General features: G+C 64.0%; 12 protein-coding genes. 2 read left to right on the top strand and 10 right to left on the bottom strand.

The window, feature by feature from the left end; translation table 11 throughout:
- Nucleotides 1-5: 5 nt before the first annotated feature.
- Nucleotides 6-1,046, bottom strand: a complete 1,041-nt coding sequence (locus AB7531_RS05690; protein ID WP_063980936.1) for a branched-chain amino acid ABC transporter permease — start codon at nt 1,044-1,046, stop codon at nt 6-8.
- 177 nt (nt 1,047-1,223) lie between these two features.
- On the opposite strand from AB7531_RS05690, the gene AB7531_RS05695 reads away from it, so the two are divergent.
- A complete protein-coding gene (locus AB7531_RS05695; protein WP_071916733.1) occupies nt 1,224-1,745 on the top strand; it encodes a MarR family winged helix-turn-helix transcriptional regulator in 522 nt (173 codons plus the stop codon).
- A gap of 131 nt (nt 1,746-1,876) precedes the next feature.
- Here the strand turns inward: AB7531_RS05695 and AB7531_RS05700 are convergent, their stop codons facing one another.
- The 9 genes from AB7531_RS05700 to AB7531_RS05740 form a co-directional block, all read right to left on the bottom strand.
- Nucleotides 1,877-3,160 (bottom strand): glycerate kinase type-2 family protein, encoded by a 1,284-nt coding sequence (locus AB7531_RS05700; protein ID WP_283017993.1) that lies wholly within the window; start codon nt 3,158-3,160, stop codon nt 1,877-1,879.
- A 183-nt stretch (nt 3,161-3,343) separates the two neighbouring features.
- The gene (locus AB7531_RS05705; protein ID WP_063980937.1) at nt 3,344-4,573 is read right to left on the bottom strand and encodes an ABC transporter substrate-binding protein; all 1,230 of its coding nucleotides are present in this window, start codon (nt 4,571-4,573) and stop codon (nt 3,344-3,346) included.
- 240 nt (nt 4,574-4,813) lie between these two features.
- Entirely contained in the window at nt 4,814-6,040 is a 1,227-nt protein-coding gene (locus AB7531_RS05710; protein WP_063980938.1) for an ABC transporter substrate-binding protein, read from the bottom strand.
- Between the two features lie 142 nt (nt 6,041-6,182).
- Complete coding sequence (locus AB7531_RS05715; RefSeq protein WP_063980939.1) at nt 6,183-7,412, bottom strand: ABC transporter substrate-binding protein; 1,230 nt, start codon at nt 7,410-7,412, stop codon at nt 6,183-6,185.
- Between the two features lie 40 nt (nt 7,413-7,452).
- Nucleotides 7,453-8,472 (bottom strand): branched-chain amino acid ABC transporter permease, encoded by a 1,020-nt coding sequence (locus AB7531_RS05720; protein WP_028151939.1) that lies wholly within the window; start codon nt 8,470-8,472, stop codon nt 7,453-7,455.
- Between the two features lie 2 nt (nt 8,473-8,474).
- Nucleotides 8,475-9,353, bottom strand: a complete 879-nt coding sequence (locus AB7531_RS05725) for a branched-chain amino acid ABC transporter permease (protein ID WP_063980940.1) — start codon at nt 9,351-9,353, stop codon at nt 8,475-8,477.
- 12 nt (nt 9,354-9,365) lie between these two features.
- Nucleotides 9,366-10,079, bottom strand: coding sequence for an ABC transporter ATP-binding protein (locus tag AB7531_RS05730; RefSeq protein ID WP_014498266.1), 714 nt, complete (start codon nt 10,077-10,079; stop codon nt 9,366-9,368).
- Nucleotides 10,076-10,873, bottom strand: a complete 798-nt coding sequence (locus AB7531_RS05735) for an ABC transporter ATP-binding protein (protein WP_063980941.1) — start codon at nt 10,871-10,873, stop codon at nt 10,076-10,078. The genes AB7531_RS05730 and AB7531_RS05735 overlap by 4 nt, the downstream gene beginning before the upstream one ends.
- A 66-nt stretch (nt 10,874-10,939) precedes the next feature.
- The gene (locus AB7531_RS05740; RefSeq protein ID WP_063980942.1) at nt 10,940-11,806 is read right to left on the bottom strand and encodes an IclR family transcriptional regulator; all 867 of its coding nucleotides are present in this window, start codon (nt 11,804-11,806) and stop codon (nt 10,940-10,942) included.
- A gap of 130 nt (nt 11,807-11,936) precedes the next feature.
- Here AB7531_RS05740 and AB7531_RS05745 point away from each other — a divergent pair, with 130 nt between their 5' ends.
- Entirely contained in the window at nt 11,937-14,033 is a 2,097-nt protein-coding gene (locus AB7531_RS05745) for a 3-hydroxyacyl-CoA dehydrogenase NAD-binding domain-containing protein (RefSeq protein ID WP_063980943.1), read from the top strand.
- Nucleotides 14,034-14,186: the final 153 nt, after the last annotated feature.

Here is a 14,186-nt window from a genome sequence, read left to right on the forward strand (position 1 = left end):
GCGCGTCAGTCCTTCTCTTCCTCGACCGCGGGCGCGGCGAGCGAGCGCAGCAGCAGCACGGGGATCAGCAGCATGAAGACGATCACTTCCTTGTAGTTGGAGGCGTAGAAGGACGAGAACGCCTCGACGATGCCGACGACCAGCGCCGCGACGGCGGTGAGCGGATAGCTGACGAGGCCGCCGATGATCGCGGCAACGAAGCCCTTGAGGCCGATCAGGAACCCAGAGTCGTAATAGAGCGTCGTGATCGGCACGATCATGATGCCCGACAGCGCGCCGATGACGGAGGCCAGCAGGAAGGCGATCTGCCCTGACAGCGTGGTGCGGATGCCGGCAAGGCGGGCGCCGAGCCGGTTCACGGCGGTCGCGCGCAGCGCCTTGCCGTAGAGCGTCAGCCCGAAGAACAGCCAGAGCCCGATGATGAAGGCGACGGTGATACCGTAGACGGTGATGCTCTGGCCGGTGAAGCGCAGTGCGCCGGCCGTGAAGGAGCCGGACAGCACGGCAGGCCCGCGCTGGCCTTCGGCGCCGAAGAACAGCAGGCCCAGTCCCTGCAGCGCGAGGTGGACGCCCACCGATGCGATCAGCAGCACCAGCACGGAGGTGTGCGCCAGCGGCTGGAACGCGATGCGGTAGAGGTAGAGGCCGATCATCGCCACGATCACCAGCGACAGCGCGATGCAGACCGCCACCGGCGGCTTCTGGGCGGCGAAGTAGATGGTCAGCGCCAGCACGATGGCCGGCAGCACGACGTTGGTGACGAGGCTGCGCACGATCAGGCGGCCGTGCAGCGCCTTGCGCGCCACGAACAGGTCGAACACGAAGGCGCCGATGCCCAGCGCCAACGCGAGCTTTGCCGTGCCCGGCATCTGGCCCGCGGCCAGCGAGGCATAGGTCAGCGCGCCGTAGGTGACGAATTCGCCCTGGGGAATGAGGATGACGCGCGTGACGGCGAACACCAGCACCAGCGCCAGGCCGAGCAGCGCGTAGATCGCGCCATTGGTGATGCCGTCCTGTACCAGGAACAGCATGATGGTGGTATTCAAGACCGGACGCTCCCCCTCAAAGATCGGGACCGGGCTCCGCAATTGCGGTGGACGGTCCGCTCACAGCCATTGAAACGCTGACGATATTTGATATGGTCCATAACAATTATCAAATATAACTTCAAGGGTGGGGCGGACGACCCGCCCCGAATTTAGCGGGATCACGAGCACGAGGCGATGACCGTTTCCAAAACCGCTGAAAAGTCTTCTGAAAAGCCCGGCGACGCGGCCAAGGGCCGCAAGGACGCGGCCGAGGCCCAGCCTGAAGCCCTCCAGCTTGGCGAGCTCTCCGAACAGCTCGGCTACGTGCTGAAGCGGGCGCAGCTCAAGGTGTTCGAGAACTTTTTGCGCTGCATGGCCTCGCTCCAGCTCACGCCCGCGCAGTTCTCCGTGCTGCTGCTGGTCGAGAAGAATCCGGGCCGTAACCAGACCGAGATTGCCTCGACCCTCGGCATCCTGCGCCCGAACTTCGTGGCGATGCTCGACAATCTGGAGAGCCGCGACCTTTGCGCGCGGATCCGCTCCACCAACGACCGCCGCTCGCACATCCTGGTGCTGACCGACAAGGGTAAGGCCGTGCTGACCCGGGCGAAAAAGCTCGTCGCCACCAAGCACGAGTCCCGGCTGAACGAGCTGCTCGGGCAGGCCAATCGCGAAGCCCTGATCGGGATGCTCTCGAAGATCGCGAACGAGTTTTGAGGCCCGGCTGTCATCGCCCGGCTTGACCGGGCGATCCAGTACTCCGAGACGTTTGTGATCGAACCGATAGGCCGCGGCGTACTGGATTCCCCGCCTTCGCGGGGAATGACAGCGAGACCTGGGCAGGCGCCTCAATCCACCAAAATCACCCGGATATCGTTCACGTTCGTCAGTGTCGGTCCCGGCATCAGCAGATCGCCGGTCGCCTCGAAGAACGTCGTCGCGTCGTTGTTGTCCAGATACGCCTGCGGCTGAAGCGCCAGCGCCTTCATCTTCGCGAACGTTGCAGCATCAATCAGCGCGCCGGCGGGATCGGTGGGATGGCCGGCGCCTCCATCGGCGCCGTCGGTGTCGCCGGCGAGGGCGGAAATGTCAGGCGTGTCCTTCAGCAGGCCGGCGAGCGCCAGCGCATATTCCTGGTTGGGGCCGCCGCGCCCATTGCCGCGCACGGTAACGGTGAGTTCGCCGCCGGAGAGGATCGCGAGGCGCTTGCCTTGCGCGCGCGCCTGAAGCGCGAGCCTGGCGTGATCGGCGGCGACCTCGCGCGCCTCGCCTTCGAGATCGGCGCCGAGATCGATGGTCTCGTAGCCCGCTTCCTTGGCGAGCTTCACCGCGGCGTCGAGCGATTGCTTGGGCCGCGCGATCAGCTCGAAATGCGCGCGGGCAAAGGCGGCATCATCAGGCTTGGCACTTTCGTTGGCGGGGTCGTCGAGCGCGCGGCGGACGGCGTCGTCGATGGCGAGCTTGTACTTCGCGACGATCGCGCGCGCATCCGCCAGGGTGGTCGGATCGGGCACGGTGGGGCCGGAGGCGATGGCGGACGGATCGTCGTGCGGCACGTCGGAGATCGCGAGCGTCACGATCTCGGCGGCATTCTTGCCGGCGCGCGCCAGCCGGCCGCCCTTGATCCGCGACAAATGTTTCCGGACCGTGTTCATCTCGCCGATCGGCGCGCCCGAGCGGAGCAGCGCCTTGTTGACCGCCTGCTTCTGCGCGAAGCTGATGCCGTCCACCGGCGCGATCCAGTTCGCCGAGCCGCCGCCGGTGAGCAGCACCAGCAGCAGATCGTCGGGCCCGGCCTCGCTCGCGAGCGCGAGCGTATCGGCGGCGCCCTTCAGGCCGGCCTCGTCGGGCACGGGATGGCCGGCCTCGACCACGCGGATGCGGCGCGTCGGCACGCCGTAGCCGTGGCGCGTGGTGGCGATGCCGACGAGGCGCTCCGGCGCGAGCTTGAGCGTGTCGAGATAATGCCGTTCGGCGGCCGCGGCCATCGCACCCGCGCCCTTGCCGGCGGCGAGGCAGATCACGCGCCCTTTAGGTGCGGGCCGCAGATGCGGCGCCAGAATCGTGCTGGGATGGGCGGCGGCAACGGCGGCGTCGTAAAGCGCGCGGAGCAGGGGACGTCGGTCGGTCATGGCGAAGGCCTTCAGCGAACTGAAATGATGGCGACAAAATCGCCGGCTCCCTGCCTACCGCATCAGGCGCCAAAGCGTAAGCGGGCTTTACCATCATTCGATTGTGCAATCGCGTGATCATAATCCGCGCGCAAGCAAAAGCCCCCTGCGATGGCTGCGCAGGGGGCTCTCTGTCGTTTGGGGTTAGCCGCCGACGTCGGCGCTGATCACGTCTCCGAACAGCTCCCACTTCTCGCCCTTGAACTTCTCGAGTTGAAGCTGGCTGATCGGCGCGAAATCGGTCGGCGAGGTGTTGACCTTCACGCCCGGCAGCAGCGCCTCGGTGCGGAAGTCCTTCACGTTCGCCGCCTGCTTCATGATGTTCTCGCGCGTGAGATTGTCACCGCACTGCTTCAAGACCTGGACCAGTGTCTGCGCCACGGCATAGCCGACGATCGTGCCCTTATCGAGCTTGTCGCCCTCGGGGAAGTATTTGGTCATGAACGCCAGAAACTCCTTCATGCCGGGATCGTTGTTCCACGCGGGATCCGACACGTCCTTGAGATAGTCGGCCGAGATGATGTCCTGACCGTTCTCGAAGCCGGCCGGCTTCATCACGCTGCCGACGGAGGCCGAGACGTTGTTGAGGAAGTGCAGCGGCTTCCAGCCGATCTCGGCATTCTTCTTGATCGCTTGCGCGGCGAATTTCGGCGTCGTGATGTTCATGAAGACGTCGGCGCCGGTCGACTTCAGCTTGACGATGTGATTGTCGATGGTCGGCTCGGAGGTCTCGTAGCTCTCTTCGATGACGATCATCGAGGCGGCCTTGGACCCTAAGCCGTCCTTGAGGCCCTTGAGATAGTCCTTGCCGTAATCGTCGTTCTGGTAAAGCACCGCGATCTTGGCGTCCGGCTTGTTCTTGAGCAGCCACTTCGCATAGATCTGCGTCTCGCTCTGGTAATTGGGCTGCCAGCCCATCGTCCAGGGGAAGTTCTGCGGATCGTTCCACTTGGTGGCGCCGGTCGCGACGAACAGCTGCGGCACCTTCTTCGAGTTCATGTATTTGTGGATCGCCGAGTTCGGCGGCGTGCCGAGCGAGTTGAAGATGAACAGCACCTCGTCGCTCTCGACCAGCTTGCGGGCCTGCTCCACCGTCTTCGGCGGCGAGTAGGCGTCGTCATAGGAGATGTAATTGATCTTGCGGCCGTTGATGCCGCCCTCGTCGTTGATCTTCTTGAAATAGGCGGCTTCGGTCCGCCCGATGATGCCGTAGGCGGAGGCCGGTCCGCTGTAGGGCATGATGTTGCCGATCTTGATTTCGGTGTCGGTCGCGCCGGTATCGTATTTCTTCTGGGCCGATGCAGTGGAGGCCGAGGCCGCAATGAGCGCAAGCGCCAGTGACGCGGCCGCAAGTTTGCCGGTGACAGCGGGCATTCCTATCTCCCTATTTTCTTGGTGTGTGTGCGTCCCTTTTCTTGGCTTGATGATTTTTGGCGGCGCGGAGGCAATTCAATACGATTTACCGGGAGCCTTCAACAGAAAGCCCCCGCGGCTGTGTCGCAGGGGCTGCTCCTTTAGTAGTCAAGGACCGGCGCGCGCTGGTGTGCGACTGCGAGACGGCGCCGCTGTCTTGAGTTGATTAAACAGCCGGTGGCGATTTTGAGTTGCGCGACTTCAGTGGCCGAGCTCACTCGAGATGATGTCGCCGAACAGCTCCCATTTCCTGCCCTTGAACCGCATCATCTGGAGCTGCTCGATCGGGGCGAAATTATCGGCCGAGGTGTTGATCTTGATGCCGGGCAGCAGCGTGTCGGGCTCGAAATCCTTCAAGGAAGCGGCCTGCTTCATGACGTTCTCATGGGTGAGCTCGTCGCCGCACATCTGCAGCACCTTCACCATGGTCTGGGCCGCGGCATAGCCGAACACCACGCCGGCATCGAGCTTGTTGGCCTTGGGGTCGTACTGCGCGAGGAAATTATAGAACTTCTTCATGCCGTCATCGGCATTCCATTGCGGGTCGGAGCCGTCCTTGGTGTAGCTCGCCGACAGGATGCCTTGCGAGATCTCCAGGCCCGCGGGCTCGAGCACGCCGCCGACCGACGCCGAGACGTTGGAGATGATGTGGACCGGATGCCAGTTGATCTCGGCCGCCTTCTTGATCGCCTGCGCCGCGAATTTCGGCGTGGTGATGCTGAGGAAGACGTCGGCGCCCGAGGCCTTCAGCTTCACGACGTGCTCGTCGATCGCGGGCTCCGACGTGTCGTAGCCGTCTTCGAGCACGATCATCGACGCCTTGGCCCCTAAGCCGTCCTTCAGCCCTCTCAGATAGTCCTTGCCGAAATCGTCGTTCTGGTAGAGCACGCCGATCTTCGCGTCCGGCTTCTCCTTCATGATGTATTTGGCGTAGATGCGCGCCTCGCTGGCGTAGCTCGGCTGCCAGCCCATGGTCCACGGATATTGCTTCGGATCGTTCCACTTGGAGGCGCCGCTCGCCACGAACAGCTGCGGCACCTTCTTCTCGTTCATGTATTTGCGGATGGCGCCGTTGGTGGAGGTGCCGAGCGAGCCGAAGATCAGCAGCACGCCGTCGCTCTCGACCAGCTTGCGCGCCTGCTCCACCGTCTTCGGCGGCGAATAGCCGTCGTCGTAGGAGATGAACTTGATCTTGCGGCCGTTGATGCCGCCCTCGGCATTGATCTTGTTGAAATAGGCTTCCTCGGCCTTGCCGATCGCGGCGTAGGCGGACGCCGGCCCGCTATAGGGCATGATGTTGCCGATCTTGATCTCGGTATCGGAAGCGCCGCTGTCGTATTTCTTTTGCGCCAGTGCCGGGCTGCTCATCGCAGTGCACAACGCGAGCGCGGCCGAAACGGCCGCAACCTGAAATCGAACGACAGTCATCTTTCTCCACCCGGAATGGATCGGCGCCGCATTGAACAAGATTGACGCCTGACGTCAACAAAAAGCCCCCGCGGTCGCCCGCGGGGGCTTTGTCAGATTTGACTAGACTTGAACTGACCAGACTTGGACTATTGCGTCAGCGTCACTCGGAAGCGACGTCGCCGCTGATGATCTCGCCGAACAGTTCCCACTTCTCGCCCTTGAAGCGCTGCATCTGGAGCTGCGATATCGGGGCGAAGTCGGTGGCGCTGGTGTTGATCTTGACGCCGGGCAGCAGCGTGTCCGGTGCAAAATCCTTCAAGGAAGCGGCCTGCTTCATCAGGTTGGCGCGGGTGAGGTCGTCACCGCACATCTCCAGCGTCTTGACCAGGGTCGACGCCGCGCCATAGCCGTAGACCATGCCGGTGTCGGTCTTGTCGGCGCCGGGCATGTACTTGTCGACGAACTCGTTCCACTTCTTCATGCCGGGATCGTTGTTCCACTGCGGGTCGGTGGAATCCTTGGCATAGGCCGCCGACAGCACGTCCTGCGAGGCCTCGAAGCCGGCCGGCTTCATCACGCTGCCGACCGAGATCGACACGTTGGTGAGGATCTGGAGCGGCTTCCAGCTGAGCTCGGCGGTCTTCTTGATGGTCTGGGCCGCGAACTTCGGCGTCGCGTAGATCAGCAGCACGTCGGGATTGGCGGCCTTGATCTTGACGATGTGGCCGTCGATCGACGGCTCGGAGACCTCGTAGCTCTCTTCCATGATGATCATGGACGCGCCCTTGGCGCCGAGACCGTCCTTGGTGCCCTTGAGGTAGTCTTTGCCGAAATCGTCGTTCTGGTAGAGGATCGCGACCTTGGCGTTCGGCTTTTCCTTCATCAGCCATTTCGCGTAGATCTGCGCTTCGCTCTGGTAGGAGGGCTGCCAGCCGATGGTCCAGGGGAAGTTCTTCGCGTCGTTCCACTTGGTGGCGCCGGTGGCGACGAACAGCTGCGGGATCTTCTTGGCGTTCAGGTACTTCTGGATCGCGGTGTTCGAGGGCGTGCCGAGCGGATTGTACACGGCCAGCACTTCGTCGCTCTCGACCAGCTTGCGGACCTGCTCGACGGCCTTCGGCGGCGAATAGGCGTCGTCATAGGTGACGAAGTTGATCTTGCGGCCGTTGATGCCGCCCTTGTCGTTGATCATCTTGAAATAGGCTTCTTCGGTCTTGCCGATGATGCCATAGGCAGACGCCGGACCGCTGTACGGCATGATGTTGCCGATCTTGATCTCGGTATCGGACGCGCCGGTGTCGTATTTCTTCTGGGCAAGTGCTGCGCCGGAGGTGAGGGTCGCGACCGCCGTTACGAGTGCGGTGGTTCGCAGTATTCTTCCGAAAAGCAATTGGGTCTCCTTGGTTAAAACAACAGTCTGGATGGACGTTTCAGTTCTTCCTGAGCCGACCGGCGAGTTGCTGGCCCAGGATCGCGACTTGCCTTGCGCCATGCGGCACGAGGTAGATGACGAGGAACAGGAGCACGCCGAACACCGCGCCGGAGAGGCCCTTGGAGATGCCCTCCGCGATGTTCGGTACGAAAATGATGAAGGCAGCGCCGACGATCGAGCCGGGCAGCCAGCCGACGCCGCCGACGACCATGCCGAGGAACAGCGAGATTGCGAGCGTGATGGTGTAGCTGTCGGGCGCGACGAACTGCACCGCAATGGCGCCAAGCGAGCCGGCGATGCCGGTGATGGCGGCGGAGACGCCGAAGGCCAGCGTCTTGTACAGCGCGACGTCGACGCCCATCGCGGAGGCCGCGATCTCGTTGTCGCGGATCGCCATGAAGGCGCGGCCCGAGCGGGAGCGCAGCAGGTTCACCGAGAAGATGTAGATCGCAATCACGACCACGAGCGTGAAGTAGTACAGCCACATGTCCTGCGACATCGGCAGCCCGAACGGCGCATCCGGCTTGGTGACGACGAGGCCCTGCACGCCGCCGGTCCAGTGCTCGAGGAAGTTCAGCTTGAGGAGCTGCGGCATGGCGGTGGCGAGCGCGAAGGTCGCAAGCGCGAGGTAGACGCCGGAGAGCCGCAGCGCCGGCTGCCCGAACAGGAAGCCGAAGCCGAAACAGACGACGCCGGCGATCGGCAGCGTCAGCGCGTAATTGACGTTGAAGTGCTCCATCAGCACCGCTGTCGTATAGGCACCGACCGCGTAGAACGCGCTCTGGCCGAGCGAGAACTGGCCGCTTCCGCCGGTCAGGATGTTCAGCGCCAGCACCGCGAGCCCGTAGATCAGGAGCATCGTCATCTGGAAGATGATGAAGTTCTTGACGAAAACGGGTGCGATCAGCAGTGCCGCGAGCACCACCAGCGAGGTGCCGGTGCCCAGCGTCATGGCCCGCTTCGGAACAGCCTCGACCGCCTCGTGGCCTTCTGCAACGACTTCTTCTGCAGCGCTCATGATCAAACTCGCTTGACGATGTGCCGGCCGAACAGGCCAGCGGGTTTGACGACCAGGACGGAGATGATCAGCGCGAGCGCGATCGGGAGCTTCAGCTCATTGCCGACGCCGGGGATGTAGGTGCCGGCGAGGTTCTCGAAGATCCCGACCAGGAAGCCGCCGACCACGGCGCCGAACGGGCTGGTGAGACCGCCGAGCACCGCGGCGGCAAAGCCGTAGATCAGCACGCCGCCCATCATGTTGGGCTCGAGGAACACGACGGGGGCGATCAGCATGCCGGCGATCGCGCCGATCGCGGTCGCCATGCCCCAGCCGAGCGCGATCATCCAGCTCGTGTTGATGCCGACGAGGCGGGCCGATTCAGGCACCGAGGCGGCCGCGCGCATGGCCAGGCCGATGCGCGTGTACTGGAAGAAGAAGTAGAGGCCGAGCAGCAGCAGCACCGTGACGCCGATCATGCCGGCCTGGTGGGTCGAGATCAGCTGGCTGCCCAGGAACGGCGCGGAGCCGAACGGGGTCGGGTACTGCTTGATGGTGAAGTCCCAGATCAGGCCGGCCGAGGAGTTGATGATTGCGAACAGGGCGATGAAGCCGGCGACGTTGGTCAGCACCGGCGCTTTCGCCAGCGGCTTGAACAGGATGCGCTCGATCGCGATGCCGGCGACGAAGGAGAGCGCCAGCGTGAGGATGAAGGCGGCCCAGTAAGGCACGCCCCATTGCATCAGCTGCCAGGAGATGAAGGTCGAGAACATCGCCATCTCGCCCTGCGCGAAGTTGAGATGGTCGATCGCCTGGTAGATCATGACCACGGCGAGCGCCATGCAGGCGTAGATCGCGCCCGTGGCGATGCCGGCCAGCACTTGGTTGGTGAACAGCTCCATCGTGCCGGCTCCTCAGTAACCCAGATAGGATTTGCGGATTTCTTCGTTGTTCGCGATGTCCTTGGCATTGCCCGACATCACGATGCGTCCGGTCTCGATCACATAGGCCTGGTCGGCGAGCTCGAGCGCGAGCTGGGCGTTCTGCTCGACCACCAGGATCGACACCTTGTCCTCGCGGTTGATCTTGCCGAGGATGCCGAACAGGTCGCGCACGACCAGCGGCGCCAGTCCGAAGGACGGCTCGTCGAGCAGCATCAGGCGCGGCCGCAGCATCAGCGCACGGGCGACCGCGAGCATCTGCTGCTCGCCGCCCGAGAGCGTGCCGGCCTGCTGGGTGTGGCGCTGCTTCAGCACCGGGAAATGCGCGTACATGCGCTCGATGTCGGAAACGATGCCGGCGCTGTCCTTGCGGGTGATGGCCCCGAGCTGGAGGTTCTCCTCGACCGTCATGGTCGTGAAGGTGCCGCGGCCCTGCGGCACGTGGGCGATGCCGAACCGCACGATGCTCTCGGTGGAGCGGTTGCTGAGCGGCTTGCCTTCGAACTCGATCGCGCCGGTGGAACGCACCATGTTGCAGATCGCGCGCAGGGTGGTGGTCTTGCCGGCGCCATTGGCGCCGAGCAGCGTCGTCAACGATCCTTCGTTGAGCGAGAAGGACAGGCCATGGAGCGCCTGGACCTGGCCGTAATAGGCGCGCAGGTCCTTGACGTTGAGCAGCGTCGTCATTGGTCCTTGCTCCCGAGATAGGCCTTGATGACGTCGGGGTCCGCCTGCACCTGGGCCGGCGTGCCTTCCGCGAGCTTCTTGCCGAAATTCAGCGCGACGACGTGGTCGGCGATCGACATCACGAGGCCCATGTGGTGCTCGACCAGCAGCACGGTCATGTGGCGGTCGTCGCGGATGCGGCGGATGAGGTCGCCGAGCAGATAGACTTCCTCGTGGTTGAGGCCGCCGGCCGGCTCGTCGAGCAGCAGGATCTTCGGGTCGGCCGCGAGCGCGCGCGCCAGCTCGACGCGTTTCTGCGTGCCGAAGGGCAGGCCGGACACGATGGTGTGGGCGACGTCCTCGAGCTTGAGATAGGCGAGGATCTCCTGCACCTTCTTGTTGACCTCGGTCTCGCTGCGCCGGACCCAGGCGAGCCGAAGCGAGTCGCTGATGATGTCGCTGGAGGTCTTCGAATGGGCGCCGACGCGGACGTTGTCCATCACCGAGAGGTTCGGAAACAGCGCCACGTTCTGGAAGGTGCGGCCGATGCCGATCTCGGCGATCCGGTGCGGAGGCCGCGACAGGATGCTCACGCCTTCCATCAGGATGTCGCCCGACGACGGCTGATAGAGCCGCGAGAGGCAGTTGAAGAGCGTGGTCTTGCCGGCGCCGTTGGGGCCGATCAATCCGAGGATCTGACCCTTGTGCATGTCAAAGGACACGCCGTTGAGCGCGATGATGCCGCCGAACACGACGCTGACGTCGCGAACCGCGAGCAGGGGCGATGTCCCCTGCGCGAGCTGTGCCTGCGTCATCTCGTCTCGCCCACACACGTCAGTGGGCGAAGGGGCGATGCGAACCGCTCCCGGTGATGACAAAGGCTATCTGAACCCCTCGGCCACACGCGCAACTTTTCCTCCTGATTTCAGCTTTTTGCTGACTTCTTTTTTGGATTGCGGCATCAGTCCCCCGAGTGCCGCTTCAATGTTCCTTACCATCGCCAGCAGACGCGGTCCAATGTCGTTGATCAAACGCTCTTCCGTGAAGCGGAATGCGGGCGCGCCGCAATTGAATGCGTAAGGTCCGGTTCCGTCGTTGAGCTTGAGCGCGACGCCGGCGGCACCGATGTCGTCGTGCCAGTCGCCGACGGACATCGCGAAACCGTATTTCGCAACGGTCTCGCCGGAACGTTCCAATCCGTCGCGCATCTTCGGCCACCGGCTGCCGTAATGTTCGCGCAGGATGCGGGACACCTCGGCGCGCCCCTCGTCATCGAGCGCCCAGAAATAGGCACGGCCCATCGCGCTGGTTGCAATCGGCACGCGGGAGCCGACGTCAAGTTGAACGCCGACCGTCTCGCTGCCGCGACTTTGCCCGAAATAGATCATGCTGTGACGGTCGCGGCCGCCGATCGCGACGGCGCCGCCGGTCGCGCGCATCAATTCCTCGCGAAATGGCTCGGACAAATGCCGAACGCCGAGATTGGATAACGCCGCATAGCCGAGCGCCATCGCGGCGGGCGCGAGCTGATACTTCTCGAAACGGGGAACCGGTGTCAGATAACCGAGCTTCGTCAACGTGTAGGTCAGGCGCGAAACGGTCGGCTTGGGCAGGTTCGTCCGCGCGGCGATCTCCTGGTTGCCGAGAAGTCCGTCGCTGGGTTGGAATGCGCGCAAAACATCTAGTCCGCGGGAAAGCGCGACGACGAAATTCCGATCGGTCGCAGTCTTCTTGCCTGTACGCTTCATCCCTGATCTGCTTCTTGCGCGGAGTCGTTGACAACGTCCGTGCTTCAAAATAACCCTGCCGTCAAGATGCGGAATTAAATTCCGCACCGCGAAATCGAACAAAAGTAAATCCCCACCAAGGAGGGAAGCCGTGAGCGAAGTGGTCAAGCTTGAGCGTCATGACGAAGTCGGGATCGTCACGGTCAACAGTCCTCCGGTCAATGCGCTGAGTGCCGCAGTGCGTGGCGGTATTCTCGAATGCATCAAGGCCGCGATCGCCGATCCCGCGATCAAGGGCATCGTCCTGACCTGCGCCGGCCGCACCTTTATCGCCGGTGCCGACATCACCGAGTTCGGCAAGCCGCCGAAGCCGCCCGCCCTCAACGACGTCCTCGCCGAGATCGAGAACTCGCCCAAGCCGGTCGTCGCCGCGATCCATGGCACCGCGCTCGGCGGTGGCCTCGAGGTCGCGCTGGCCTGTCATTTCCGCGTGGCCGTGAAGGAAGCCAAGCTCGGGCTGCCCGAGGTGAAGCTCGGCCTGCTGCCGGGCGCCGGCGGCACCCAGCGCCTGCCGCGCGCGGTCGGGCCGGAACTCGCGGTCAAGATGATCGTCGGCGGCGATCCGATCGGTGCCGCCGAAGCGCTCAAGAACGGCCTGATCGAGGAGATCGTCGAAGGTCCGGCCTCCGGCGGCGAGGCCTTCGTGCGCAAGCTGCTCGCCGAGAAGCGCCCTCTGCGGCGCTTGCGCGACGACGATTCCAAGCTCGCGGCGGCCAAGGCCGACCGCTCGATCTTCACCAATGCGGTCGCCGCCATGACCAAGAAGTCGCGCGGCCTGGAGGCGCCGTTCGCCGCCGCCGACGCCGTCGGCTACGCCATCGACCTGCCGTTCGACGAGGGGCTGAAGAAGGAGCGCGAGGGCTTCCTCAAGCTCGTCTCCAGCGACCAGTCCAAGGCGCAGCGTTATGCTTTCTTCGCCGAGCGCGAGGCCAGCAAGATCGCCGGCGTCCCTGAAGGCACCAAGTCGCGGCCCGTGAACCGCGTCGCCATCCTCGGTGCCGGCACCATGGGCGGCGGCATTGCGATGTCCTTTGCCAATGCCGGCGTGCCCGTCACCCTGATCGAGACCGGCGAGGAGCAGCTCAAGCGCGGCATGGGCATCATGCAGAAGAACTGGGAAGCGACCGCCGCGCGCGGCGGCATCCCGGCCGACGCGCCCGCCAAGCGCATGGCGCTGATCAACGGCGTCGTCGGCATCGAGAACGTCGGTGATGCTGACCTGGTGATCGAGGCCGTGTTCGAGACCATGGCGGTGAAGAAGGAAGTGTTCGGCAAGCTCGACCAATACGTCAAGCCCGGCGCCGTGCTCGCCTCCAACACCTCCTACCTCAACATCGACGAGATCGCGAAGTCGACCAAGCGGCCGCAGGACGTGCTCGGCATGCACTTCTTCTCGCCCGCCAACGTCATGAAGCTGTGCGAGATCGTGCGCGCCGACAAGACCGCGCCGGATGCGCTGGTCACCGCCGTGACCATCGCGCGAAAGATCGCGAAGGTGCCGGCCGTGGTCGGCGTCTGCGACGGCTTCGTCGGCAACCGCATGCTGGCGCAGCGTGGCAAGCAGTCCGAGAAGCTGCTGTTCGAAGGTGCCCTGCCGCAGCAGGTCGACGCCGTGGTCACCAAATTCGGCATGCCGATGGGACCGTTCGCGATGGGCGATCTCGCCGGCCTCGACATCGGCTGGCGCTCGCGCAAGGACCGCGGCATCAAGTCGGAGATCGCGGATGCGCTCTGCGAAGCCGGCCGCTTCGGCCAGAAGACCGGCAAGGGCTACTACAAGTATGAAGCAGGCAGTCGCTCGGCGCTGCCCGATCCGGAGGTCGAAAAGCTGATCGACGAGACGCTGCTCCGTCTCGGCCGCAAGAAGCGTGTCGTCAGCGACGAGGAGATCCTCGAGCGCATGATGTACCCGATGATCAACGAGGGCGCGAAGATCCTCGAAGAGGGCATCGCGGCGCGTCCTTCCGACATCGACGTGGTCTGGCTCTACGGCTACGGCTGGCCGATCTACCGCGGCGGCCCGATGTTCTGGGCCGACACCGTCGGCCTCAAGCACATCGCCGATCGTCTCTCCTTCTACGCCAAGGAGACCAACGATCCGAGCCTCGAGCCCGCGCCGCTGCTGAAGAAGCTCGCGGCCGAAGGCAAGACGTTCGCGTCGCTGGCCGCGGCGTCGAAAGCGGCGTGATGGCCGCTTCATCTCAACCCTCGTCATTCCGGGATGCGCCGCAAGGCGCAGGCCCGGAATCCATAACCCCAGCTGGTGGTTGTGGATTTCGGGCTCGCGACTTTGTCGCGCCCCGGAATGACGGTCTCTGTTAGTTGCTCGCTCAACCAATCA

Source organism: Bradyrhizobium sp. 63_E2_N1_3 (assembly GCF_052076005.1).
Taxonomy (GTDB): Bacteria; Pseudomonadota; Alphaproteobacteria; order Rhizobiales; family Xanthobacteraceae; genus Bradyrhizobium; species Bradyrhizobium barranii.

Bases quoted from the DNA above. Each gene is read 5' to 3' on its own strand.
- AB7531_RS05695 (WP_071916733.1), top strand. From the start codon at position 1,224: ATGACCGTTTCCAAAACCGCTGAAAAGTCTTCTGAAAAGCCCGGCGAC.
- AB7531_RS05700 (WP_283017993.1), bottom strand. From the start codon at position 3,160: ATGACCGACCGACGTCCCCTGCTCCGCGCGCTTTACGACGCCGCCGTT.
- AB7531_RS05705 (WP_063980937.1), bottom strand. From the start codon at position 4,573: ATGCCCGCTGTCACCGGCAAACTTGCGGCCGCGTCACTGGCGCTTGCG.
- AB7531_RS05710 (WP_063980938.1), bottom strand. From the start codon at position 6,040: ATGACTGTCGTTCGATTTCAGGTTGCGGCCGTTTCGGCCGCGCTCGCG.
- AB7531_RS05720 (WP_028151939.1), bottom strand. From the start codon at position 8,472: ATGAGCGCTGCAGAAGAAGTCGTTGCAGAAGGCCACGAGGCGGTCGAG.
- AB7531_RS05725 (WP_063980940.1), bottom strand. From the start codon at position 9,353: ATGGAGCTGTTCACCAACCAAGTGCTGGCCGGCATCGCCACGGGCGCG.
- AB7531_RS05730 (WP_014498266.1), bottom strand. From the start codon at position 10,079: ATGACGACGCTGCTCAACGTCAAGGACCTGCGCGCCTATTACGGCCAG.
- AB7531_RS05735 (WP_063980941.1), bottom strand. From the start codon at position 10,873: ATGACGCAGGCACAGCTCGCGCAGGGGACATCGCCCCTGCTCGCGGTT.
- AB7531_RS05740 (WP_063980942.1), bottom strand. From the start codon at position 11,806: ATGAAGCGTACAGGCAAGAAGACTGCGACCGATCGGAATTTCGTCGTC.